Genomic DNA, 23,083 nt, shown 5'->3' on the forward strand with positions numbered 1-23,083 from the left:
AATAAAATTGTATTAATATTACATTTAACTGGGGGAGATTACATGTATTACAAGAAATTAATAGGAGAAAAGTGTTACTTATCGCCTATGAATGTGGATGATTACGAAAAATACTCAGAATGGGTAAATGACATGGAAGTTGCGGCTGGAATGCTTTTTGCATCACAGATTGTTACAAAAGAGAAAGAAAAAGAAATTTTAGAAACATTATCGAGAGAATACAATTTTGCCATAGTAGACATCAAGACAGACCAGCTTATAGGCAATCTTGGTTTTCCTAAACTAGATTACATAAATAGAGTTGCTGAAGTAGGATTATTTATAGGCAATAAAGAATATTGGGGCAAAGGTTATGGTCAAGAGGCACTTAATTTAGCACTTGATTTTGGATTCAGCATTCTTAATATGCACAATATTTATTTAAGAGTTTATTCTTACAACAAACCGGCTATATCTTGCTACAAAAAAGTTGGCTTCAAAGAAGCAGGGAGGATAAGAGAAGCAAAAAGAATAGCAGGTGAAAGGTATGACGAGATAATCATGGATATATTGGAAGACGAATATGAATCAGTCTATATCAAAAAAATCGTAAGCGAAAAAAATTTTTAAAAGCGTATATAAGATTTTTAAGCTTTCCCTATATTATAAGTGAAACCAAAAATAAAATATAGGGAGAGGATAAAGATGATAGGAATTAATTTCATATACGATAATTTAGACAGTCTTTCAGGGAGTGAAGTAAAACTTCTATTGTTTCTATTAAAGCATGCTAATAAAAATCCGGTGCACATTACAACGGACGAATTTAAAAATGGCAAACTAGATGATGCCAAGAAAAGATTGGACACTGGAACAGGACTGTCAGCCGGCGCGATTTCTGAATCAATAAAGAAGTTGATCGACAAAAAGCTTCTGATATGCTTTATTGACAATGTAGACATGGGCAGAATAAAAAAGTATTACATGCTTTCAAATAATAAAGATGTCAGAAACATAACGTATGCTTTTGATAAGGAAACTGGTGAACTTATAAGCTATGAAAAATGGTTTGAATTACTTAACCTTGATGCAACTACAAAAAATGAAACCACGTTATTAAATAATGGTTCGTCAAAATCTGAAACCATTGAAAATTCACCAGTTTCAAAAAATGACGACATATATACTATGTATAATAATATATATGAATCATATCAATCAGATAGATTGAAAGATAATAATAATGTGATAGATCAATCTATCAATGATTCTAGAGATAGATCTGATTTAGATAATCATTCTATCTATCATAGAGACTTTAATAATACGTTAGAAAGTGTACCATCGTATGTGAAACTCAAAGAAGGGGTGGAAAAATACAATAAAATAGGTCAATCAAAAAGTGAAGTATCAAATTTTACTAAATCAAAAAACGAAAGCACAATATCGAGCGCCCTAATTGATGCTATAAAAAGCAAGTACAAATTGAATGACGACGATATGAAGGTCTGCTTATCAAGGATGAAAGGGAAAGAAATAAAGTACCCTGCAAAGTTTCTAAATAAAGTTGCAGAAAATTATGTTAAAGAAAAAGAACTATTTTCACAAATAGAAAGCGCACAACAGCCGAAACACAATTACGAAGTACCAAGGAACTATTTCAACTCATATCCTCAGAGAAAATACAACATAGACGAGCTTGAGAGATATCTTTTGACTGGTAGAGCCAGCGATGACCATGTATTTCCGTCTTTTACGTAGGAGATTTTTTGGTTGGATGATAAAAACCAAATGTTTGTTCAGACTAAATGATTTATGATATAATATAAAAAGCATGGGAAAGTAACGATTGGATGGGATTTTACAATGAATGAACAACTTTTGATAAATGGTTTTGAAGATAAAAAATATTTGAAAATTAGTGCAAAACCTTTTTTAAAATGGGCTGGAGGCAAAACTCAACTTTTAAATGAATTAAATAGTAGATTACCATTACAAATAATACAGAAACATGAGATAGAAAGTTATATTGAACCTTTTGTAGGTGGAGGAGCCTTTTTCTTTTTTTTGAAAAATAATTATAACGTAAAAGAATCTTTTTTGGTAGATTCGAATAAAGAGTTAATTGTAGGATATAAAGCTGTACAAAATAATGTAGAAGATTTAATATTTGAATTGGAAAATATTGAGCGCAAATACTTACAATTATCAGATGAAGAAAGAAAAGAATTTTATTACAATGTTAGAGAAGAGTATAACACTCAAAAAGATACATTTAATTATTTTATGTATAATTCTGATTGGATAAAAAGGGCTTCTTACTTGATTTTTTTAAATAAAACTTGCTTTAATGGTTTATTTAGACTAAATAGAAATGGGAATTTTAATGTGCCTTTTGGCAAATATAATAAGCCTAAAATTTGTGATAAAGAAAATTTATATGAGGTTAGTAAAGCATTAATAAATACAGAAATTATATGTGCAGATTTTGAAGAATCAAAAAAGTTTATAAAAAAAGGCAGTCTTGTATACCTTGATCCACCATATCGCCCACTAAGTTCGACTTCAAATTTCACATCATACAATGAATCGGGATTTGATGATCGCGATCAAGTTAGATTGTCTGAGTATTTTAAAGAGATGGACAAAAAAGGAGCTTATTTAATATTAAGCAATTCAGATCCTAAAAACATTGATAAAGATGATGATTTTTTTGATAAATTGTATGAAGAATTTATTATCGAGAGAGTCAGTGCAAAAAGATATATAAATAGCAAGGCTGACGGGCGTGGTGCAATTAACGAGCTTATAATTAGAAATTATAGATGAGCTAATTAAATGAGGGGGGCTTAGTGTGGACTCAATCTATTTTGATTTTTTAGGAATGAAAAATTTAGAAGATGTCATAGAAGAATTTCACAATACATTAGTTGATACAAATAGGAGCTACAAATTTTTTGTGAATTGGGACAAAGTAAAAAAACACGTTAATAAGTATAAGATTGAGTTTAATATTTTAAACACATTGATTGGGAATAAACAATTTGATGACGATTTAAGAAAAATTTTGTCAAGTTATCCTCAAGTTCTTCCTACTATCCCAATTTTACTAGCAATACGAGAACAAAAGTTGACAGTTATTGATGATTTTAATGATGAGAATTTTAGCATAGTTCATTATGATTTTAATAAAAAGACTTTGACAAACACAGATATTGATGATATGGTTGAATTTTTTGAAAAAACTGGTTTAAAGAGATTTTTTCTTGAATTATCTTCAAAAAGTGTACAAGATTACGTGTTAGGTGTCGAAGTTGGCATGGATACCAATGCACGTAAGAATAGAAGTGGAGATGCCATGGAATTGATGTTAAAGCCGATGATTGAAAAAATAGCATCTAAGGGAAAAAATTCTTTTGATATATTGTTTCAAAAAAAGTTTCAGTATCTAGATGATAATTATAACATACGTGTAAATTCTTCAATTAAGAACAGAAAAGCTGATTTTATCATAATAAAAAATGGCAATAAAGTTATAAATATAGAAGTCAATTTTTATTCAGGGACAGGTTCAAAACCACAAGAGATAGTTGATTCATATATAGAAAGGCAAAATGAATTAAAAGAAAATGGCTTTGAATTCATCTGGATTACCGATGGGATTGGCTGGAAAGGTCAAAAAAATCAATTGCATAAAGGTTTTGAAAGAGTTAATTATCTATTAAATCTATATTTTGTACGGAAAGGGCTATTGGAGGAAATTTTATGGAGAATATAAATTTCAAAAAAGAAATAACAACTGTTTGGTCATTTCCAGAAAGAGGAGATTGGGCAACACATAATGGGAAGTACAGAGGGAATTTTGCACCGCAAGTTCCAAGAAATATTATATTGCGTTATTCAAAAGAAAATGATATTGTATTAGATCCCATGGTTGGAAGTGGTACTACTTTGGTAGAGGCAAAACTACTAAATAGAAAGAGTATTGGCTTTGATATTAATCCTGATGCGGTGAAAATAACAAAACAAAATCTTAATTTTGGTGATATTAAAGGTAATAAATATAAGTTTGAACCTGTTGTAAAAGTAGGAGATATTAGAAACCTTAAAGAAATCGATGACAACAGTATTGATTTAATTTTAACGCATCCTCCATATCTAAATATTATAAAATATTCAAATGGTAATATAGAGGGCGATTTATCAAATATTTCAGGAGTAAAGAAGTTTTTAAATGAGTTGGAAAAAGGTGTTTCAGAGCTTTTCAGGGTTTTAAAGAATAATAGGTATTGTGCAATATTAATAGGTGATACTAGAAAAAGCGGACATTATGTTCCATTGGCTTTTTATGTAATGCAACTTTTTCTTAAAAATGGCTTTATATTGAAGGAAGATATTATAAAAGTACAACATAATTGCAAATCAACACCATATTGGGAAAGTCAGGTGGAAAAATATAATTTTTATTTAATAATGCATGAGCATTTATTTGTATTTAGAAAGCCTGAAGATGGCGAAGACTTAAGTAGAGTAAAATATAGCATGTGGCAAGCAAATACATGGTAGTAATAGCAATATAAATTTGTGTTATGTCTATTTATGATTATGCTATAATTAAACAGGGTGATGTAGATATGAGTAAGATAATAAAAAATAATTATACGGAAGTGGATTATGAAAACTGGCCAGAAGATGAAAGAATTGAATTGATTGATGGACAGATATATGTGATGGCTCCGCCGTCAAGGGTACATCAAGAAGTTTCAATGCAATTGTCAGTTTTAATATATAATTATATTGCTTTAAAGAGCGGAAGATGCAAAGTTTATTCTGCACCATTTGATGTGCGATTAAAAGATAAAAACAATAAAATAAGCAGAGTACAACCTGATATATCTATTATATGTGATGAGAAAAAACTTAATGACAAAGGGTGTGATGGTGCTCCAGATATGATAATAGAGATAGCCTCACCGTCTTCTTTGTCAAGAGATTATGTTACAAAAGTAAACTTATATCAAAATTCAGGTGTAAAAGAGTATTGGATCGTGAATCCATATAAAAAAAGCATTATAGTTTTTAGGATGACCAAAGATGAAGAATATGATGATGTAGTTCAGTACAGCTTTGATGATACTGTAAAAGTTGGCATATTTGAAGATTTAAAGATAGATTTTAAAAATATATTGATGTAAAAAATGCTGCAATTGATTTATTTGGAGATGAAAAGTTATGTTAAACCTGCTTACGATATTAGCCGAAAGGTTCAGCATGATAGGACTTTTGGCTTTTGTCTTGTCGAGAGCGAATTTCTTCAAAAAGGTAATAAGCAATAATGTAAGCTATAAGGACCTGTCAATACTTATCATCATATTTAGCTTAATCGGCATTATCGGCACTTATGTAGGTATACCGATTAATGGTGCTATAGCGAATTCAAGAGTTGTAGGGCCAATGATAGCGGGTTTATTAGGTGGACCTTTTATTGGATTTTTAGTGGGGTTTATAGCAGGACTTCACAGGTTTTTAATAGGCGGTTTTACTGCACTGTCATGCGGGATCTCTACCACAATAGAGGGATTGATTGGCGGCATTATCAAAAAATATTATAAAAACACGGTAGATTGGAAAATCGCGTTTTTGGCAGGAATAATTGGTGAAACGCTGCAGATGATTTTAATTCTTACAATTTCGAGGCCTTTTTCTAGCGCTCTATCGCTTGTGAAGGTAATCGGACTTCCGATGATACTTGTCAATTCGTCAGGAATTGCTGTATTTATGTTGATTATTAAATCTGTATTTGATGAAATTGATATAATCGAGTCCAGACAAGCGAAGATTATGCTTGATATTACTTCCAAAACAATTCCATATATAAGAAGCGGTTTAAATAAGGATACAGCGAAGGTCGTATCTGAGATTATCTATGAATCAATAAATGTCGATGCAGTCGCAATTACTGACTTGAAGACTGTATTAGCATATATAGGTTTAGATGATGTACAGGACAAATGTCAGTTTTTAAAAAAGGCAGAGATCAATGCATTTAGATTTAAAAAGGTTTATGTGGACAACAATAAAAGAGGTTTAGGTCTATTATCATCAGTTACTGCACCGCTATACTGCTATGATGAGCTAGTCGGCACACTTAAGTTATTTCGCAAAAATAAATTTGTAAACAGCACAGATATAGAAGTAGCAAAAGGATTAAGCAATTTAATATCAAATCAGCTTGAGATTGCAGATGCGGAAAATCAAAAAAGGATTGCTAATGAAATGAAGTTTAATGCGCTGCAAGCACAGATAAATCCTCACTTTTTGTTTAATGCATTAAATACGGTGATTTCCTTTATACAATACAATCCTGATGGTGCCAGCAAACTGCTTATTACTTTAAGCGAATATCTAAGAAATAACCTTAGGTACGCAGGAAAGTGGATAATGATTTGTAAGGAACTTGATAATATAGATGCCTATTTGTTCATTGAGAAAGCACGCTTTGGAGATAAAATCAATGTGGTTAAGGATATTGATGACGATTTGCTAAATATGTATATACCGGCTTTATTGATTCAACCTATTGTGGAAAATGCTGTAAAACACGGCATCTTGCCAAAGGATAATGGCGGTACGGTTGTAATAAAGATCAAAGATAACAATGACTTTATTAGATTCTCTGTGGAAGATGACGGCGAAGGAATCGAGAATGAAATGCTTAAGAAGATAGTAAAAGAAGATTATGGCACTAATATGGGTATTGGACTTCATAATGTGTATGAAAGGATTCAAAGTATACACAGAGGTGCTTTCTTCAAGATAGAAAGCAAAAAAGGACACGGTACAAAAGTGGTATTTGATTTCCCTAAATACTATGAAGAAAATAAGGAGGAAATTTCTAGTGATGTTGAGGTCTTTAATAGTAGATGATGAGATCCCAGCTATAGAGGGTTTAAAGTACCTTTTAGAGGATTATAAAAATACTATTGAGGTTATAGGAACAGCCACAAATGGCACGGAGGCCTTTGAAAAAATCCTTAATTTAAAGCCAGATGTAGTTTTTCTAGATATTGATATTCCAAAATTAAATGGCATCAACGTTGCAAATAATATAACTGCATTGGATAAAGTGCCTTTAGTTATATTTGTTACTGCATATGATAGTTATGCAATAGATGCTTTTGAGATAGGTGCTATAGATTATCTGCTTAAACCTATAAATCCATGTAGATTGAATAAAGCTATAAATAAAATTGTAAATATGTATGATAAGCCAGATACGTTGCAAGTCTATCTAAATAATGAGGCAAAATTTTTTGAGAAACAATTTCACAAGTTGCCAGTGGAGAAGTTTGGCAGGATTAAGCTTATAGATTTTAATGAGATTGTATATGCGGAAGCGATGGACGGAAAAGTTCTTGTAAAAACTAAAAATGATATTTTTGACTACAATGATACGATGAAAAACCTGGAGAATAGACTAAATGATGCCTCATTTTTAAGAGTTCAAAAGAGCTTTATTGTAAACTTAAACAATATTTTAGAGATACTGCCTTGGTTTAAAGGCACATACTGGCTTGTAATGGACGACGATAAAAAGACAAAGATATCAGTCAGCAAAAACAAGATTAGAGAGCTAAAAAAGATATTTGGACTTGAGAAAAATTAGGATGTAAACATTTCTTTTTAATACAGTATATTTCTTTTTAGTCCCGTATTTCTAACTCTTATGGGATATTTAATGAATTTATCACGGTTATGCTATATACTCCTTATAGAAGTTAAAAAATATAAGGGGGTTTTACAAAATGAGCGCAATTATTTTAGTAATTGCTGCAGCATGTATATTTGCCATAGCTTATCGTCTTTATGGTGTTTTTATTGCGTCAAAGGTTTTGTCATTGGATGAGACGAGAAAGACGCCAGCATATGCATTGGAAAACGGCTATGACTATGTACCGACGAATAAGTGGGTACTATTTGGGCATCATTTTGCGGCGATTGCAGGAGCGGGTCCTTTAGTTGGTCCAGTGCTTGCTGCACAGTTTGGCTATTTGCCTGGTGCATTGTGGATTTTGATAGGTGCGACATTGGCAGGTGCAGTACACGACATAGTAATTTTGTTTGCATCTGTAAGACACGAAGGGATGTCACTGGCAGAAATTGCTAGAAAAGAAGTGGGCAAATTTTCCGGTTTTGCAGCGACTATTGCTGTAATATTTATTTTGCTCATTACTGTTGCAGGTCTTGCAATCGTTGTCGTAAACTCACTCTTTAATAGTCCATGGGGGACATTTACTGTAGGAGCTACAATACCAATTGCTCTTTTTATGGCTGTCTATATGAAATGGATAAGGCCAAATAAAGTTGCAGAAACAACTATTATAGGTGTTGTCTTAATGATAGTTTCAGTCATTGTAGGACCAATGGTTCAACATTCTGTCTTAGCACCTTATTTAACTTTTAATCAACATCAAATGACAGTGTTATTGGCTCTTTATGGGCTAATTGCTGCTGTCCTTCCGGTTTGGCTGCTTTTAACACCGAGGGATTATTTAAGCACTTATATGAAAATAGGCGTTATATCTTTATTGGCAATCGGTGTAATATTTGTAAATCCTATAATAAAAATGCCGGCTATGACAAAGTTTATACATGGCGGTGGTCCTATTATTCCAGGTAAAGTTTGGCCGTTTGTATTTATAACTATAGCTTGTGGAGCACTGTCTGGATTCCATTCATTGATTTCGACTGGTACGACACCAAAAATGATCAAAAATGAAAAGGATATTTTACCTATTGGTTACGGTGCAATGTTAGTAGAAGGTTTTGTATCTATAATGGCATTGATTGCTGCTACAAGTTTGCATCCTGGTGATTACTTTGCGATTAATGTTCCACCTCAAATTTTTGCACACCTTGGCATGAAAGTGGTGGATCTTCCTGTACTTTCAAAAGCAGTAGGAGAAAATTTAGCTGGCAGGACAGGTGGAGCAGTTACTTTAGGTGTCGGAATGTCGTATATATTTTCATCTATTCCAGGATTTAAATCATTGATGTCTTATTTGTATCATTTTTCTATACTGTTTGAAGCGCTGTTTATATTAACAACTGTTGATGCAGGTACAAGGATTGGAAGGTATGTATTGCAGGAAGCTGGCGGATATATCTACAAGCCATTAAAAGATAAAGATTGGTGGCCAGGTATAATTCTTGCAAGTATTGTGTTTACGGCAGCGTGGGCATATTTAGTGTACAATGGCAGTATATCAACTATATGGCCATTATTCGGTACATCAAACCAGCTTTTGGCATCAATAACGCTAGCAATTGGAACTACCATGCTTTTAAAACGAGGAAAAGCAAAGTATATAGCTATAACGGCAGTGCCTTTCGCGTTTATGATTGTTACCACAGTTACTGCTGCATACTTGAATATTGTTACTAATTATCTGCCATCAGGTAACACAGTGCTTATAATTTTCTCAATAATCATTTTGATACTGGCTGTTTCAATTAGCGTTGACTGTGTCACAAAATGGATTAAGATATATAGAGAAATGCATTCGCAAAATGTAGCTGCAAATTTTGAAACATCTAATTAAAAGCAATAAAAAGGACAGGTAAAGGCCTGTCCTTATGTATTAATATTTTAATATTCTTCTTTTCTTACACCAAATTCGGCTGCCATTTCATCTTTTGCCATCTCTTTAAATACATTGTAAAGTTCATTGTCTTTATTCAATTCGGCTTGTTTATTATAGTACTGTACACCATCAAGTTCCATATTTATAGCATATTCCAATAGATTCATATAATCATCTCCATTATCAATAAACAATAATTTTCTTTTAATAATATTATAACATTATTTGCTAATTAATTAAATAGGAAAATGGGAAATATTTCTTTATAAATTCTTTATAATTTGATTTTATAATACAAACATCAAACAAAAAGATGGAAGAAAGGTGGTATATTATGGAATATATACTTGAAACGAGAAATTTAAAAAAGTCTTATGGGAAACACTTAGTTGTAGATGACATTTCATTAAAAGTTCCTAGAGGATCTATATATGGGCTTCTTGGACCTAATGGGGCCGGTAAATCTACTACATTAAAGATGGTAACTGGTCTACTGCATCCAACATCAGGTGAAATATTTGTATTTGGAGAGAGGTGGCGAAGAGAACATCTTGATAGAATTGGTGCACTTATTGAGTCACCTGCACTATATGGGAATTTGACGGCACATGAGAATCTTTTGGTTCACGCAAGATTAATTGGAATTGCTGATGAGAGGATTAAAGAAGTTCTAGAAATTGTAGATTTAAATGATACAGGTAAAAAACTAGTATCGCAATTTTCTACAGGCATGAGACAGAGATTAGGTATTGCCATTGCTTTATTAGGAAATCCTGATTTGTTAATACTTGATGAGCCATCAAATGGTTTAGATCCTATAGGTATACAGAATCTTCGAGAATTAATAAAGTCTTTTCAGAAAATGGGGATTACAGTAATATTATCAAGCCATATTTTAACAGAAGTTTCAAAGCTTGTTGATACAATAGGTATTATAAGTAATGGCAAACTTAAATACCAAGGAACAATAGATGAAAAGCAAGACATTGAACAGTTATTTTTTAATGTAGTGAGAGGTGAAAAAAATGATTAATATTTTGAAATCAGAAAATTTAAAGTACAGAAGGACTTTTATGAGAAAACTTATTATATTTGCGCCGCTGTTTTTTGTGCTGTATGCACTGCCGCAGAAGATATTTATGCCTGCAAATTATCTCATGCCATGGCAGCTTCTTATTGATTTGGTGTACAATTGGTGGCCGGTAATTTTTATACCGATTGGCTTGGCACTTTATGCATCACTGGTAGCTTTGCATGAGAAAAAATCTGGCGGATATCGAAGTATAAAAAGCCGAAATGTTCCTCTACACAAAATATGGATAGGTAAAATATTGATAATGGCCTTCTATACATTTTTGTCAACATTGGTTTTGATTATTGCTATTATTATAACAGGATCAATAACGGCAGGTGGAGATATTCCTTGGGGTAAAATATTTGCAGGAGGATTTTTTACATGGGTTACATCGCTTGCCTTGATACCTTTGGAATTATGGCTGGCAACTTTGAAAGGAACATTTTATAGCATTGCATTAGGGTTTGTAGGACTTATTATCGGTGTGATTGGAGCTGCAAAATCATATTGGATCTATATACCATGGAGCTGGCCAACAAGGCTTATGTGCCCAATAATAGGTGTTCATCCTAACGGTACATTATTACAGATTAATGACTCTTTAAAAGATCCATCGGTAATCCCGATAGGCGTTATTGTATCAGTTTTAGCGTTTTTGATATTCTCAATTCTTACTATGATTTGGTTTCAAAGGAGAGATTTAAATTGATGAAGATATTGTATTCTGAAATAATAAAGACGAAGCGTACGCCTTTAAGATATATTACATTTTTGCTTCCAGTATTGTTTTCATCTGCACTTCTATGGTACTCATCAGTAAGATCTTTATCTGATTTTTATATACATCAAGCCTTTTTTGAAATCTGGACGGCAGTGGTTGTTCCGATTACGGCTGGCTTATTATTTGGTTTGGCTGCAAATCAGGAGGAGAATGCTGGTGGTTTCATAAACTTGTTTGGCAATAATTTTGAAAGGAGCAGTTTATACATTGGCAAATTCATAATTATAGCATTATCAATGCAGATAAGTATGATAATTTCAATATTTATTTTTGGAATTGGGTTTGACTTAATATTATGTGGGAATTTTCCGTGGGTCATCTATATAGCGTCTTTTATTTTAGGATCAATCGGCGCATTATCATTATTGTCTATGTATATGTGGATTAGTTTTGCATGGGGATTGGGAGCATCAATTGGATTTGGGGGCTTTGGCATGTTAGTTGCTGCGCTTATGTCTACGAATTTAGGGGACAGTGTATGGACTTATATCCCATGGGCATGGCCTGTAAGGCTATCAATGCTTCCCGGTGCATATCTTCTTTTTACATCAAGCATGACATATCCGCCTAAAATAATATCGTCGGGAGAATTGATTAATCAAATCGCCAGTGGGTTCATCTTCGCTTCATTGTTTTTTATATTTATGATTGTTGGTGGTATAATATGGTTTAAGAGATGGGAGGGCAGGAAGATGTATGAGTAAAATATTAATTATTGATGATGAGAAAGAGATAGTTGATTTGTTAAAAGATTCGCTTGAAAGAAAGGGCAACACTGTTCTGACTGCTTATAATGGCAAGGAAGGAATTGAAAAAGCTAAAGAAATGCCGGATCTTATAGTGCTTGATATAATGATGCCTGATATTGATGGGTATGAAGTTTGCCGTAAGATAAGGGATACTGTAATTTGTCCCATCGTATTTTTAAGTGCAAAACAAAGCGAAATGGACAGGATAAAGGGATTTGCCTTAGGTGGTGATGATTATGTTGTAAAACCATTTAGCTTAAAGGAATTGTTAGCAAGGATAGATGCACATTTGCGAAGGGAAAAGCGAGCAATTTTATTAAATGAAGAAGGAAAAAGGGCTTTATTAAATTTTAAACACATTACAATAGATTTAAAGTCGCGGGAAGTGATGGTGAATGGGAATCCTATTGGGCTTACAAAAAAAGAATTTGATGTTTTAGAGCTTTTGTCGCTTCATCCCGGTCAAGTATTTTCAAAAGAACAGATATATGAAAAAGTATGGGGTTTTGATGCAGAAGGTGACACTACTACAGTTACAGAGCATATTAAAAATATAAGAGCAAAAATTGAGAATCTTGATCCTGATACAGAATATATTAAGACAGTGTGGGGAATAGGTTATAAATGGGAGAAGGTTTTATGATATTTAAAAATAAACCGCTAAAGACACAGTTTATTATATATTTTGTTTCTATATTGATATTAAGCATACTGGCAACTATAGTGACGTATTATATAGGATATCTGGCATTTATAAATATTCAGTATAAAAAGGTTTATCCGGCGAATTACTATGAGAAGATGATTCCTTCAATCGAAAGCAAGATTCGAGGGTATGGGCCGGATATATTAAATATTTACAATAAAAGTAAAATTGACAAAATCATACCAAAAGAAGGTATTAAGTATCAGGTGATGAATCAAAATGGCGACAAGATATATGGCACTGACAGTCAGAAGCTGATTAGGAATAGAGATGAGCTGTATAAAATTATAAATACGACATCTGGTTTAAAAGGTAGCTATTATAAAATCATACCGATAATAAATAAGCAAGGTATGATAGAAGGTGCTGTTTCACTGTCTTATACATTAACGCCTTATTTTATTAATAAGGTAGACAAATATTTATACGAGCCATTATTTATAATAATAGTAATTTCGCCGTTTATTTATATTGCTTTATTTACAATACTTTTTTCTCTAGAATTTACTAAAAATATAAGAAAGCCTTTAAATTTGATTATTGAGGCATCAAGAAAAATAAAAGAAAGAGATCTCAATTTTGACATTGATTATAAAGCGGATAATGAACTTGGTAGTCTCTGCGTAGCATTTAATGATATGAAAGATGAATTAAAAAATTCTCTTACTGCTCAGTGGAAAATCGAACAGGAAAGGCACGAAATGGTAGAATCCCTCGCCCATGATTTGAAGACACCTATTTCAATAATCAAAGGATATGCTGAATCATTGCTTGATGATTGTATAGACGACAAGTTAAAATTTAAAAAGTATTTAGATGTGATTCTTGAGAATACTGATAAATGTATAAAGATTGTGAAGATGATGCTTTTTATGTCTGAATTAGATGATTCACCAGTCAATCTGAATTTTAGTCAAATAAATATAAAAGATTTTTTAACACGTAAAATAGATGAATATAAACAAATTTCAAAAGACAAAAGTTTAAATTTCGATTTGGATATTTTAGACAAAAGGCATGATAAAGCAATGGTATATATTGATGTTCAAAAGTTTGAGAGGGTAATGGATAACATCGTCATTAACAGTATAAGATATACGCCTGAATTAGGAATGATAAAGATAAGATGTAATATCGATGAAGATAAAATTTATATAACAGTTTGTGATTCAGGAAGTGGATTCAATCAGAAAGACTTAACACATGTCTTTGAAAGGTTTTACAGGGGAGATGTATCTAGGTCATCAGAAGATGGACATGTTGGTCTGGGACTTTACATTGCAAAGAAGTTGGTAGAGATTCATGGCGGGGAAATAGAAGCTTATAATAGAGAGGGCGGGGGTGCTTGTATTAAGTTTGATTTAAAGTATGAGAAGAGTGTGTAAAATCCTTACGACAATCTTGACACAGGGTATATAATAAAAGTGTATTGTAAAATTTACAGTAAAATTTACATAAGAAGGTGTTGAAATTGAATAAGGGGTATTTCTATCTTTTTTTAACAGTGTTCTTTTTTAGCACATATGAGGTTGTCGGTAGGACGCTCACTAATCTTGTTAACCCTTATCAGCTTAATTTCGTAAGGTTTTTCATAGGAGGACTTATCTTACTACCTATTGCTTTGAAAAATATTAAAAGTAAGAATATTCGTATGACATGGCAGGATTTTCTGCTGTTAGTATTAATAGGTCTTACAAATGTTGTCTTTAGCATGTCTTTTTTGCAGCTGGGAATTAATATGACTTCTGCCAGCTTATCTGCTGTCATATTTAGTTCAAATCCGCTTTTTGTAATGATTGTGGCATCATTCGTATTGGGTGAAAAATTAAATTCTACAAAAATTTACGGTCTTATACTGGGAATAATAGGTTTAGTTATAGTTTTTTATAAACAGCTAAATGTAGGAGGTAATCATCTAGTAGGTATTATACTGTTGGTTTTATCATCAATTACGTATGGAATCTATACTGTTATAGGAAAGAAGTTTACCGTAAAATATGATAGTGTCGTTATGAACTCATTTTCATTTATAATAGGTAGTCTAATGCTGCTGCCAATCCTTCTTTATAACAAGTATCCTGTATTTAATTTGCCTGCTAAGGCTATCCCACAGATGCTGTACTTGACTGTATTTGTGACAGGCATTGCGTACTATACTTACTTCTTAGGGCTTTCAAGTGTAAATACTGGTGTAGGATCTATGGTTTTCTTTGCAAAGCCGATACTAGCCAGCATAATTGCAGCAATATTTTTATCAGAAAAAATTACTATCCAGCTTGTAATCGGGACAATCGTAATACTTATAGGTATATTGATTGTACAGAGAGACAATATAGCTTTATTTAGCAGTAAAGATGCAGATGAAGAGATGTAAAAAATTAAAATATTATTCCATATAACTCCAAAATCCAGTTTGGCATTGAGAAACGAGCTGTTTTAAGCGGGTCAACAACTTGCGATATTTGGACATTGCCAGTGATGCTAAAAAGGGTCGATATTTCTTCTATCGATAGGTCAGTATAATTTTGGAAAAGTTCTGCCATATCCTTTACTGCTGTTTCTATGGCTTTTTCTATTGATTCATTTGATGCGATTGTAGCCGTTACTTCATTTGTCTTGACGATTGGATTGTTAAGTTTTAAGTTCTTTAAAACTTTTAGTCCTACAGTGACTGCACCGCTTACTTCTACGCCTGATACGCCTATCTCTCCATCACCCATTACAGCATGTAAGTCTCCTAATGCGAAAAGGGCACCATCTACAAATACAGGTAAATAAAGCTTGGAACCTTCACCGATAAGAGTTGTATCCATGTTTCCGCCGTGTGAACCCGGTGTGCCGCAGTTTATCTCGCCTTCCTTTGGAGCGACGCCTATTACGCCTATCATTGGTTTTACAGGAAATGAGAGCTTTTCATTGAAAATGACTTTGCCATCATTTATTTCAACTACTTTTGAATATAAATCATCCATCATGTCGCCTAAAACTCCTAAATCCTTTCCGGTTGCAACGACACCTTTATCTTTTATGTCGATCTTTTTAATTGTCACTTCAAGTGCGTCATTTTCTTTTGCGCCATTCACATAGATTGGACCTGTTGCAGGGTTTACTTTGTCCCAATCCATTGTTTCCAATTTGTCATAATTTGTTTTGATCTGTTCAGAAAAGCAATCTAGAGTTTCGATTTCCACATCATCGCCGTCATTTACAAAAATATTAGGTTTATTGTTTTTTGCAAAGCTGAAGATGTGGTTTTCTTTAGATAGTTTATACATTATAATGACCTCCTTTTAAGTTAAATCAAAACCATTATATTACCTGAGAATTGATTATTCAAGGCAAATGTATTTTAGAAGTTAAAATATTTTAATAAAAGAATGTGAAAATTCCAATGCTTATAAATTTTTATTCGTCTTCAAATGTTTTTAATACTATTTTTCATTGTTAGACGTGAACTGTTTGACTTTTGATAAAGTTGACAATTATTAATCGATATTATAAACTATCTATTATAGTAAAATTTATTTATAGTGGTATTATGTAAACTTTCACAGGTTTTTGCCTGTGGTTTTTCAATTGGGGGGGATTCCTTGAAACTAATAAAGAGATTTGCGTCGTATTACAAGCCGCATATATGGCTTTTTATTCTTGACATGGCATGTGCATTTTTTATATCTGCTTCAGATTTGGTTTTTCCTATGGTTACTAGAAATGTGATAAATAATGTCATACCAAATAAAGATTTTAGCCTTATATACAGGTTTGCAATACTATTGGCTATTATGTACTTTGGAAGGATGATACTTGAATACATAGTTGGATACTACGGGCACGTGTTGGGAGTAAGCATAGAGTACGATATGAGAAAAGATGCTTTTGCACATCTTCAGAAACTGTCTATGAACTACTATGACAATACAAAGACAGGCTATATAATGTCAAGGGTTGTCAATGACTTAAATGAAATAGCAGAAGTAGCACATCATGGTCCAGAGGATCTTTTTTTGTCCATTATAAGGATAATAGGCACATTCATACTTTTGCTAACAATTGATGTAAGGCTGACACTGGTTGTATTTACTATAATACCTTTTATGTTTATATACATGTATATTTACAACAATAAGTTTGAAGTTATATGGAAGAATGTCCGTGAGACGCAGGCACAGATGAATGCTACATTGGAAGAAAGCATCACAGGAATAAGGGTTGTCAAATCATTTGTAAGGGAAAAATTTGAAAAATTAAAGTTTGATAATAAAAGCTCCATGTACAAAAGCGCCAGGTCAAAAGCAGTAAAGCATATTGGAATATTCGATTCTAGTGTAAATTTTCTTTCTAATATATCAGTTGTGATAACTCTTGCCGCAGGTGGATACTTCATATCAAAAGGGCTTATAAATACAGGCGACTTGGTGGCATATATAATATACATTAGTCAGTTTTTACAGCCTTTGACTGTCCTTTTGCGGTTTATAGAGCAGTACCAGCAAGGAATGGCAGGATTTAGGCGCTTTGTAGAGCTTATGGATACGGAGCCGGAGATAGCTGATAAAAAAGGTGCGATAGAGTTAAAAAATGTGAAAGGCGATATTGAGTTTGACAATGTCACATTTAGCTACGACAACAAAAAAGAAGTCTTATCTGGAATAAACCTTAAGATAAAACATGGGGAGACGGTTGCGATAGTAGGACCGTCAGGTGCAGGTAAGACCACACTTCTGAGCCTTATACCGAGATTTTACGAGATAGATGCTGGTTCTATAAAAATTGACGGTATAGATATAAGGGATGTGAAGCTATCATCATTGAGAGAAAATATAGGTATTGTCCAGCAGGATGTATTTTTGTTTTCGGGCACAATAAAAGAAAATATTGCATATGGAAACTTAAATGCCAGTGATGAAGACATAATCAATGCGGCAAAAGCAGCAAATGCTCACGACTTCATAATGGAGCTTAAAGATGGCTATGATACGTATATTGGTGAAAGAGGTGTAAAGCTTTCTGGTGGGCAAAAGCAGAGGATATCTATTGCGAGGATGTTTTTGAAAAATCCTCCGATACTTATACTTGATGAGGCAACATCGTCACTTGATAATAAAAGTGAATCGATTATCCAGAAGTCTATTGAAAATCTATCGAAAAACAGGACTACCCTCATAATCGCCCACAGGTTAGGAACTATAAGAAATGCTAAGCGGATAATCGTACTTACTGAAAATGGGATAGAAGAAGAAGGCACACATGAAGAGCTTATGAATAGAAAAGGTGTATATTATAATTTGTACAACTACCAGCAGGAAAATTTGACGATAGAGTGAAATATCCTGTACAAGTCAGATAATTTGTGTTAAAATTAAATAAAAGTTAATATTTTGTCTGGGGAGCTGGGATGATAGCCCGGCTGAGAGTTAGCAGCTATTTCTGCTATGACCCATAACCTGATCTGGATAATGCCGGCGTAGGGAGTACAGTGGACTTTAAGTGTGCTTATCCGGCACACTTTTTTCATTTTGTATTTCCTTAAGGCATACAAAAAAGGAGGAATCGATGTGAGAAAGTTACTTACAATTGCAGGCTCTGACAGCATTGGTGGAGCTGGCATAGAAGCAGATTTAAAAACGTTTTGCGCCCTTGGTGTATACGGCATGTGCGTCATAACGGCAGTTACGGCACAGAATACTGTAGGAGTTTTTGATGTAAGGGAGATGGATGCAGATATCATCAAAAAGCAGATTGATTGCGTATTTGAAGATACAGAAGTAGATGCTGTGAAAATAGGTATGGTATCCAGCCAAGAAATCATTGACGCTATTGCATCATCACTTAGAAGATGGAATCCAAAAAACGTCGTATTAGATCCTGTAATGATATCAAAAAGCGGATACTACCTTCTAAAAGAAGACGCCATAGACGCATTGAAGACAAAGCTTTTGCCTATGGCAGACATAATAACGCCAAATATACCAGAGGCATGTGAACTTACTGGTATGAATATTGAGGGAATTGAAGACATGAAGGAGGCTGCCAAGAAAATCATCGATATGGGTGTAAAAGCCGTCGTCGTAAAAGGCGGTCATTCAGTAGAAAATGCTACTGATGTGTTTTTCGATGGAAATGAATTTTTAAGTTTACCACAGGAGAGGATTGGCACCAAAAATACACATGGGACAGGATGTACATACTCTTCTGCAATAGCTTCATATCTTGGAAGAGGATTAAGCTTGAAAGATGCCGTTATAGGCGCAAAAAGCTATATAACAGAGGCTATTAAAAATTCTCTTGAGATAGGTAAAGGAGTAGGACCTGTAGGACATTTAGTAGATCTTTATAAGAAGGCAGGTATAGACTATGAAGATTAAGAACTCGACGTTATTTTTGATATGGGCAGGTGCTGCAATATCGATTGCAGAGGTTTATACTGGTTCATACTTTGCACCATTGGGCTTAACTAAAGGTATTCTAAGCATATTATTGGGTCACATAATCGGCACTTTGTTTTTTGCTTTAGGAGGGCTCATGTCTTATAAGGTTAAAGAGCCTGCAATAGAGTCCACGAAAGGTGTTTTAGGCGACAGAGGCATGATCTTTATAGGATTTTTAAATGTGCTTCAATTGATTGGTTGGACGGCTGTTATGATAATACAATCTGCAAAGGCTTTCAATGGTGCTATTGGCATGTCTACTTCTTTAGGGATTTTTATAGTAGGTGTATCTGTTTTACTGTGGACCTTATTCTTTGACAATGAAGCTTACTGGATAAACAATATTGCTGTTGTACTTCTGTTTATCCTGACTATTTTTGTAGTTGCATATTTAAAAGGTGGGAAAATAGCGTCAGTAACGGGAGACATGAGCTTCAGCGGTGCTGTAGAGCTTGCTGTTGCTATGCCTATATCATGGCTTCCATTGGTTGGAGATTACACAATGAACAGTAAAGATGGAAAGTCCAGCTTTATTTATACATTTGCAGGATATTTCATAGCAAGCTGCTTTATGTATTTTATAGGACTTTATGTGGCTTTGAAAACAGGTGGAAAGGATATAATTTCATATTTTGCATCAATAAAAACAGGGGTTGTGCCGCTTCTCATAATACTCCTATCTACGGTTACTACGACTTTTATGGATGTTTATTCTGCTGCTGTTTCGACGATTTCCATTGTCAAAACACGATTAAAAAGAAAAAATCTACTTGTGATATATTCGATAGTAGGTTTGATTGCAGCGTACTTATTTCCAATGGACAATTACCAGAATTTTTTGTACGCCATAGGAAGCGTATTTATCCCGGCATATACGGTGGTATTTGAAGATTACTTCTTGATGAAAAGTAAAAGCGATAAACTTCTTAATGTACCTGCAGCTATTTCATTTATCGTTGGAGCTTTAACGTATAATTATCTTACATATTTCGGTGGATATCTTTCAAAGTGGTTTATTACGCCAACTATAGGAACGATTATTTTGACTGCGATAATATATCCAGTAATTAAATCTTTAAATAAGAGAGAGGAGAAGATTTATGGTTGAAGAAGCAATAAAAGTTTTAAAAAGATTAAAAAAAGAAGTGCCGCTTGTCCATGCTATAACAAACTATGTAGTCATAAATGACAATGCCAATGCTCTACTTAGTGTCGGGGCATCTCCAGCGATGGTGATGTCACCAGATGAAGCGTATGATTTTACAGCCATTTCAAATGCTTTGTATGTAAATATAGGCACTATAAATAATGAGACTAAAGAGACAATAATCAATTCTGTAATATCAGCAAAAGACCACAAAAAACCAGTCGTCCTAGATCCTGTAGGCTGTGCTGCCATAAAAAGTAGAGTTGACTTTGTAAATATGCTTTTGAAAATAGGAGAAATAAGCATTATAAAGGGAAACGGCGGAGAAATAAAGGCTCTATCAGGTGAAAGTGCAAATGTGAAAGGTGTAGACTCCCTTGATGACAGCGGAAATGTTGACTCTTGTGTAAAACTTGCAAAGTTAACAAATACAGTTGTTGTATCGACAGGAAAAGAAGATTATATAAGCGATGGCAGGAGAGTGGTAAAAGTAAATAACGGTACCAACTTATTTACAAAAATAACAGGTGCAGGGTGTACGTTAGGTGCAATAATGGCGGCTACATCAGCTTGCAGCGATGACAAAGTGATATCGTCATTGGCAGCTCTTCTTGTTATGAATATATCTGGTGAGTTGGCTGAGAAAGAGTGCAATTTGCCTGGAACATTCAGGGCAAAATTCATGGATTATCTGTACCTTATAGATTCTGACATTATAAGGAAATATGCTGATATTGAAATATTGGAGGCGTAAACATGAGAGATTTTGATTTATCTCTTTATTTGGTTACTGACAGAACCCTTTTGAGAGCTGGCAGAGATTTTTACGATGCTGTAGAAGAAGCATTGCAAAACGGTGTGACTATGCTGCAGCTTAGAGAAAAGGATATTTCATCAATGGAATTTTACCAGATTGCTTTGCGATTAAAAGATATTGCAGCAAAATATCGCGTTCCATTTATAATAAATGACAGAATCGATATAGCACTGTCTGTTGATGCAGATGGTGTCCATTTAGGTCAAGAAGATCTGCCATGCAGTATTGCAAGAAAGATCATGGGAGATGATAAGATAATCGGCATATCTGCTGGATGCGTAGATGAGGCGGTAAAAGCTGAAAAAGACGGTGCTGATTACATAGGAGCAGGTGCGGTATTCTATACAGGCACAAAGAAAGACATAGGTGAAGCAATAGGGCTTTTGAATTTAAAAAAAATAAAAGAGGCAGTGAATATACCTGTTGTCGCTATTGGAGGCATAAAATACAGCAATGCACCGGATGTAATGAGGACAGGCGTTGATGGAATATCAGTTGTATCAGAGATAATGGCATCAGACGATATAGGTTTTGCCACAAGGCGTTTAAAAGATGCTATATCAAAGTAGGTACGAAAAGCACATTCTTTTAGATAGGATGTGCTTTTTTGTATATACTATTTGAAATGCGCTAAGAATAAAAATAAACAAATTACTTTAAAAAGGAGTACGAAAATGTTTATTCCTAGGCGTATTATTTTTGAAAAGAATGCTATAGACTATGAAATAGGACACAATATATACAATTTTTTTAAAGACAAAAAAGAAGTTGAGATTATAGAAATGAAAGGAAATAGGATAAAAGGACATATACCAGGAGACAATTTGCGAGATTATTATAAAGAAGGGAAAAATACTTTGGTTGTGGGCATAAAGAAAAAACTTGATTTTCAATCGTGTAAGCCATCAGCTAATTATCAGCTACCTCTTCTATCAGGCTGTGTAGGGAAATGTCAATATTGTTATCTTAATACAAATTTAAGTGAGAGGCCATACATAAAGGTTAATGTAAACATAGATGACATATTTATGTGGGCTAACGATTATATTGAAGCAAGGAAACCTGAAAAGACAATTTTTGAAGGTTCGGCAACATCAGATCCCGTGCCAGTAGAACCATATACCAACATTCTAAAATCTGCGATAGAATTTTTCGGCAAAAGCCAAAATGGAAGATTTAGATTTGTCACGAAGTTTACAGATATAGAAACACTGCTTAATATTGAGCATAATGGACATACAGAAGTGAGATTCAGCTTAAATGCAGAGAAAGTAATAAACGAGTATGAAAAAAGGACTCCATCATTGGATAAAAGATTGGAAGCCAGCATAAAAATAATTGAATCAGGCTATCCTATGGGTTTTTTAATAGCACCTGTTTTTTTATACGATAATTGGCAAAAAGATTATAAAGAACTATTATTTAAAATAAAGGAAAGTATACCTGAAAAAACTGCATATCCAATAACATTTGAAATTATCTCGCACAGATACACAGCAAAAGCCAAAAGTGCCATATCAGAGATTTTTCCTGAAAATACGTTGCCTATGAATGATGAAGAAAGGGTTTGTAAATTCGGCCAATTTGGCTACAAAAAATTTATGTACAAAAATGATGAGATAAAAGAAATGAAACAATTTTTTACAAATGAAATAAAGTCAATATTCGCTGACAATGTCATTAAATATATAATATGAGTCTAAATGTCAAATAAGTTTATAGTGGATTTTAAAAGGCTTCTACACGAAAAAGATTTT

The 23,083-nt window shown here is 33.4% G+C and carries 23 protein-coding genes and 1 riboswitch; of the genes, 21 read left to right on the top strand and 2 right to left on the bottom strand.

The features are described from left to right. Positions 1 to 42 precede the first annotated feature (42 nt). From Q2T46_RS13355 to Q2T46_RS13395, 9 genes are all read left to right on the top strand, one after another. Entirely contained in the window at positions 43 to 609 is a 567-nt protein-coding gene (locus Q2T46_RS13355) for a GNAT family N-acetyltransferase (RefSeq protein ID WP_013298350.1), read from the top strand. Between the two features lie 75 nt (positions 610 to 684). After that, the gene (locus Q2T46_RS13360) at positions 685 to 1,740 is read left to right on the top strand and encodes a hypothetical protein (protein WP_303265084.1); all 1,056 of its coding nucleotides are present in this window, start codon (positions 685 to 687) and stop codon (positions 1,738 to 1,740) included. A gap of 105 nt (positions 1,741 to 1,845) precedes the next feature. Continuing rightward, on the top strand, positions 1,846 to 2,808 hold the full coding sequence (locus tag Q2T46_RS13365; protein WP_303265083.1) for a Dam family site-specific DNA-(adenine-N6)-methyltransferase: 963 nt from the start codon (positions 1,846 to 1,848) through the stop codon (positions 2,806 to 2,808). 25 nt (positions 2,809 to 2,833) lie between these two features. After that, on the top strand, positions 2,834 to 3,757 hold the full coding sequence (locus Q2T46_RS13370; protein ID WP_303265082.1) for a type II restriction endonuclease: 924 nt from the start codon (positions 2,834 to 2,836) through the stop codon (positions 3,755 to 3,757). Then, positions 3,745 to 4,545 carry a TRM11 family methyltransferase gene (locus Q2T46_RS13375; RefSeq protein ID WP_303265081.1) on the top strand — a complete coding sequence of 267 codons (801 nt, stop codon included), beginning with the start codon at positions 3,745 to 3,747 and terminating at the stop codon, positions 4,543 to 4,545. Before Q2T46_RS13370 ends, Q2T46_RS13375 begins: the two co-directional genes overlap by 13 nt. 68 nt (positions 4,546 to 4,613) lie before the next feature. Further along, the gene (locus Q2T46_RS13380) at positions 4,614 to 5,174 is read left to right on the top strand and encodes a Uma2 family endonuclease (RefSeq protein ID WP_303265080.1); all 561 of its coding nucleotides are present in this window, start codon (positions 4,614 to 4,616) and stop codon (positions 5,172 to 5,174) included. 37 nt (positions 5,175 to 5,211) lie between these two features. Next, complete coding sequence (locus Q2T46_RS13385) at positions 5,212 to 6,906, top strand: LytS/YhcK type 5TM receptor domain-containing protein (RefSeq protein WP_303265079.1); 1,695 nt, start codon at positions 5,212 to 5,214, stop codon at positions 6,904 to 6,906. Continuing rightward, positions 6,878 to 7,645, top strand: coding sequence for a LytTR family DNA-binding domain-containing protein (locus Q2T46_RS13390; RefSeq protein ID WP_303265078.1), 768 nt, complete (start codon positions 6,878 to 6,880; stop codon positions 7,643 to 7,645). Before Q2T46_RS13385 ends, Q2T46_RS13390 begins: the two co-directional genes overlap by 29 nt. 139 nt (positions 7,646 to 7,784) lie before the next feature. Next, positions 7,785 to 9,581, top strand: coding sequence for a carbon starvation protein A (locus tag Q2T46_RS13395; protein ID WP_303265077.1), 1,797 nt, complete (start codon positions 7,785 to 7,787; stop codon positions 9,579 to 9,581). Positions 9,582 to 9,628: 47 nt separating this feature from the next. On the opposite strand, the gene Q2T46_RS13400 is transcribed toward Q2T46_RS13395, so the two are convergent. After that, the gene (locus Q2T46_RS13400) at positions 9,629 to 9,790 is read right to left on the bottom strand and encodes a ferritin family protein (protein WP_256961557.1); all 162 of its coding nucleotides are present in this window, start codon (positions 9,788 to 9,790) and stop codon (positions 9,629 to 9,631) included. Between the two features lie 167 nt (positions 9,791 to 9,957). Between Q2T46_RS13400 and Q2T46_RS13405 the strand changes: the two genes are divergently transcribed. The 6 genes from Q2T46_RS13405 (at position 9,958) to Q2T46_RS13430 (ending at position 15,308) form a co-directional block, all read left to right on the top strand. Continuing rightward, entirely contained in the window at positions 9,958 to 10,656 is a 699-nt protein-coding gene (locus Q2T46_RS13405; RefSeq protein ID WP_094045797.1) for a lantibiotic protection ABC transporter ATP-binding protein, read from the top strand. Then, on the top strand, positions 10,649 to 11,407 hold the full coding sequence (locus Q2T46_RS13410; protein WP_303265076.1) for a lantibiotic immunity ABC transporter MutE/EpiE family permease subunit: 759 nt from the start codon (positions 10,649 to 10,651) through the stop codon (positions 11,405 to 11,407). Before Q2T46_RS13405 ends, Q2T46_RS13410 begins: the two co-directional genes overlap by 8 nt. Continuing rightward, complete coding sequence (locus tag Q2T46_RS13415; protein ID WP_094396720.1) at positions 11,407 to 12,183, top strand: lantibiotic immunity ABC transporter MutG family permease subunit; 777 nt, start codon at positions 11,407 to 11,409, stop codon at positions 12,181 to 12,183. Before Q2T46_RS13410 ends, Q2T46_RS13415 begins: the two co-directional genes overlap by 1 nt. Beyond that, on the top strand, positions 12,176 to 12,871 hold the full coding sequence (locus Q2T46_RS13420) for a response regulator transcription factor (protein ID WP_094396719.1): 696 nt from the start codon (positions 12,176 to 12,178) through the stop codon (positions 12,869 to 12,871). Before Q2T46_RS13415 ends, Q2T46_RS13420 begins: the two co-directional genes overlap by 8 nt. After that, the gene (locus Q2T46_RS13425) at positions 12,868 to 14,319 is read left to right on the top strand and encodes a HAMP domain-containing sensor histidine kinase (protein ID WP_094396718.1); all 1,452 of its coding nucleotides are present in this window, start codon (positions 12,868 to 12,870) and stop codon (positions 14,317 to 14,319) included. Before Q2T46_RS13420 ends, Q2T46_RS13425 begins: the two co-directional genes overlap by 4 nt. A 77-nt stretch (positions 14,320 to 14,396) precedes the next feature. Next, complete coding sequence (locus Q2T46_RS13430) at positions 14,397 to 15,308, top strand: DMT family transporter (protein WP_303265075.1); 912 nt, start codon at positions 14,397 to 14,399, stop codon at positions 15,306 to 15,308. A gap of 4 nt (positions 15,309 to 15,312) precedes the next feature. Here Q2T46_RS13430 and Q2T46_RS13435 read toward each other — a convergent pair whose 3' ends face one another. Then, a complete protein-coding gene (locus Q2T46_RS13435) occupies positions 15,313 to 16,212 on the bottom strand; it encodes an acetamidase/formamidase family protein (RefSeq protein WP_303265756.1) in 900 nt (299 codons plus the stop codon). 312 nt (positions 16,213 to 16,524) lie between these two features. On the opposite strand from Q2T46_RS13435, the gene Q2T46_RS13440 reads away from it, so the two are divergent. From Q2T46_RS13440 to splB, 6 genes are all read left to right on the top strand, one after another. Then, on the top strand, positions 16,525 to 18,258 hold the full coding sequence (locus tag Q2T46_RS13440; RefSeq protein WP_303265074.1) for an ABC transporter ATP-binding protein: 1,734 nt from the start codon (positions 16,525 to 16,527) through the stop codon (positions 18,256 to 18,258). Between the two features lie 49 nt (positions 18,259 to 18,307). Beyond that, positions 18,308 to 18,423, top strand: a riboswitch (TPP riboswitch). Between the two features lie 66 nt (positions 18,424 to 18,489). After that, on the top strand, positions 18,490 to 19,299 hold the full coding sequence (thiD, locus tag Q2T46_RS13445) for a bifunctional hydroxymethylpyrimidine kinase/phosphomethylpyrimidine kinase (RefSeq protein ID WP_303265073.1): 810 nt from the start codon (positions 18,490 to 18,492) through the stop codon (positions 19,297 to 19,299). After that, on the top strand, positions 19,289 to 20,470 hold the full coding sequence (cytX, locus tag Q2T46_RS13450; protein WP_303265072.1) for a putative hydroxymethylpyrimidine transporter CytX: 1,182 nt from the start codon (positions 19,289 to 19,291) through the stop codon (positions 20,468 to 20,470). Before thiD ends, cytX begins: the two co-directional genes overlap by 11 nt. Beyond that, complete coding sequence (thiM, locus tag Q2T46_RS13455; RefSeq protein WP_303265071.1) at positions 20,463 to 21,263, top strand: hydroxyethylthiazole kinase; 801 nt, start codon at positions 20,463 to 20,465, stop codon at positions 21,261 to 21,263. Before cytX ends, thiM begins: the two co-directional genes overlap by 8 nt. Positions 21,264 to 21,265: 2 nt before the next feature. Continuing rightward, positions 21,266 to 21,895 (top strand): thiamine phosphate synthase, encoded by a 630-nt coding sequence (gene thiE / locus Q2T46_RS13460; protein WP_303265070.1) that lies wholly within the window; start codon positions 21,266 to 21,268, stop codon positions 21,893 to 21,895. A 105-nt stretch (positions 21,896 to 22,000) separates the two neighbouring features. Then, a complete protein-coding gene (gene splB / locus Q2T46_RS13465) occupies positions 22,001 to 23,023 on the top strand; it encodes a spore photoproduct lyase (protein ID WP_303265069.1) in 1,023 nt (340 codons plus the stop codon). The last annotated feature ends 60 nt before the right edge of the window (positions 23,024 to 23,083 follow it).

Origin of the sequence: Thermoanaerobacterium sp. CMT5567-10 (assembly GCF_030534315.2) — a bacterium.
In the GTDB taxonomy this organism is placed as follows: Bacteria; Bacillota; Thermoanaerobacteria; order Thermoanaerobacterales; family Thermoanaerobacteraceae; genus Thermoanaerobacterium.

Bases quoted from the DNA above. Each gene is read 5' to 3' on its own strand.
- Q2T46_RS13425 (WP_094396718.1), top strand. From the start codon at position 12,868: ATGATATTTAAAAATAAACCGCTAAAGACACAGTTTATTATATATTTT.
- thiM (WP_303265071.1), top strand. From the start codon at position 20,463: ATGGTTGAAGAAGCAATAAAAGTTTTAAAAAGATTAAAAAAAGAAGTG.
- Q2T46_RS13365 (WP_303265083.1), top strand. From the start codon at position 1,846: ATGAATGAACAACTTTTGATAAATGGTTTTGAAGATAAAAAATATTTG.
- cytX (WP_303265072.1), top strand. From the start codon at position 19,289: ATGAAGATTAAGAACTCGACGTTATTTTTGATATGGGCAGGTGCTGCA.
- Q2T46_RS13410 (WP_303265076.1), top strand. From the start codon at position 10,649: ATGATTAATATTTTGAAATCAGAAAATTTAAAGTACAGAAGGACTTTT.
- Q2T46_RS13385 (WP_303265079.1), top strand. From the start codon at position 5,212: ATGTTAAACCTGCTTACGATATTAGCCGAAAGGTTCAGCATGATAGGA.
- Q2T46_RS13360 (WP_303265084.1), top strand. From the start codon at position 685: ATGATAGGAATTAATTTCATATACGATAATTTAGACAGTCTTTCAGGG.
- Q2T46_RS13375 (WP_303265081.1), top strand. From the start codon at position 3,745: ATGGAGAATATAAATTTCAAAAAAGAAATAACAACTGTTTGGTCATTT.
- Q2T46_RS13415 (WP_094396720.1), top strand. From the start codon at position 11,407: ATGAAGATATTGTATTCTGAAATAATAAAGACGAAGCGTACGCCTTTA.
- Q2T46_RS13380 (WP_303265080.1), top strand. From the start codon at position 4,614: ATGAGTAAGATAATAAAAAATAATTATACGGAAGTGGATTATGAAAAC.
- Q2T46_RS13405 (WP_094045797.1), top strand. From the start codon at position 9,958: ATGGAATATATACTTGAAACGAGAAATTTAAAAAAGTCTTATGGGAAA.
- Q2T46_RS13355 (WP_013298350.1), top strand. From the start codon at position 43: ATGTATTACAAGAAATTAATAGGAGAAAAGTGTTACTTATCGCCTATG.
- splB (WP_303265069.1), top strand. From the start codon at position 22,001: ATGTTTATTCCTAGGCGTATTATTTTTGAAAAGAATGCTATAGACTAT.
- Q2T46_RS13395 (WP_303265077.1), top strand. From the start codon at position 7,785: ATGAGCGCAATTATTTTAGTAATTGCTGCAGCATGTATATTTGCCATA.
- Q2T46_RS13420 (WP_094396719.1), top strand. From the start codon at position 12,176: ATGAGTAAAATATTAATTATTGATGATGAGAAAGAGATAGTTGATTTG.
- Q2T46_RS13400 (WP_256961557.1), bottom strand. From the start codon at position 9,790: ATGAATCTATTGGAATATGCTATAAATATGGAACTTGATGGTGTACAG.
- thiE (WP_303265070.1), top strand. From the start codon at position 21,266: ATGAGAGATTTTGATTTATCTCTTTATTTGGTTACTGACAGAACCCTT.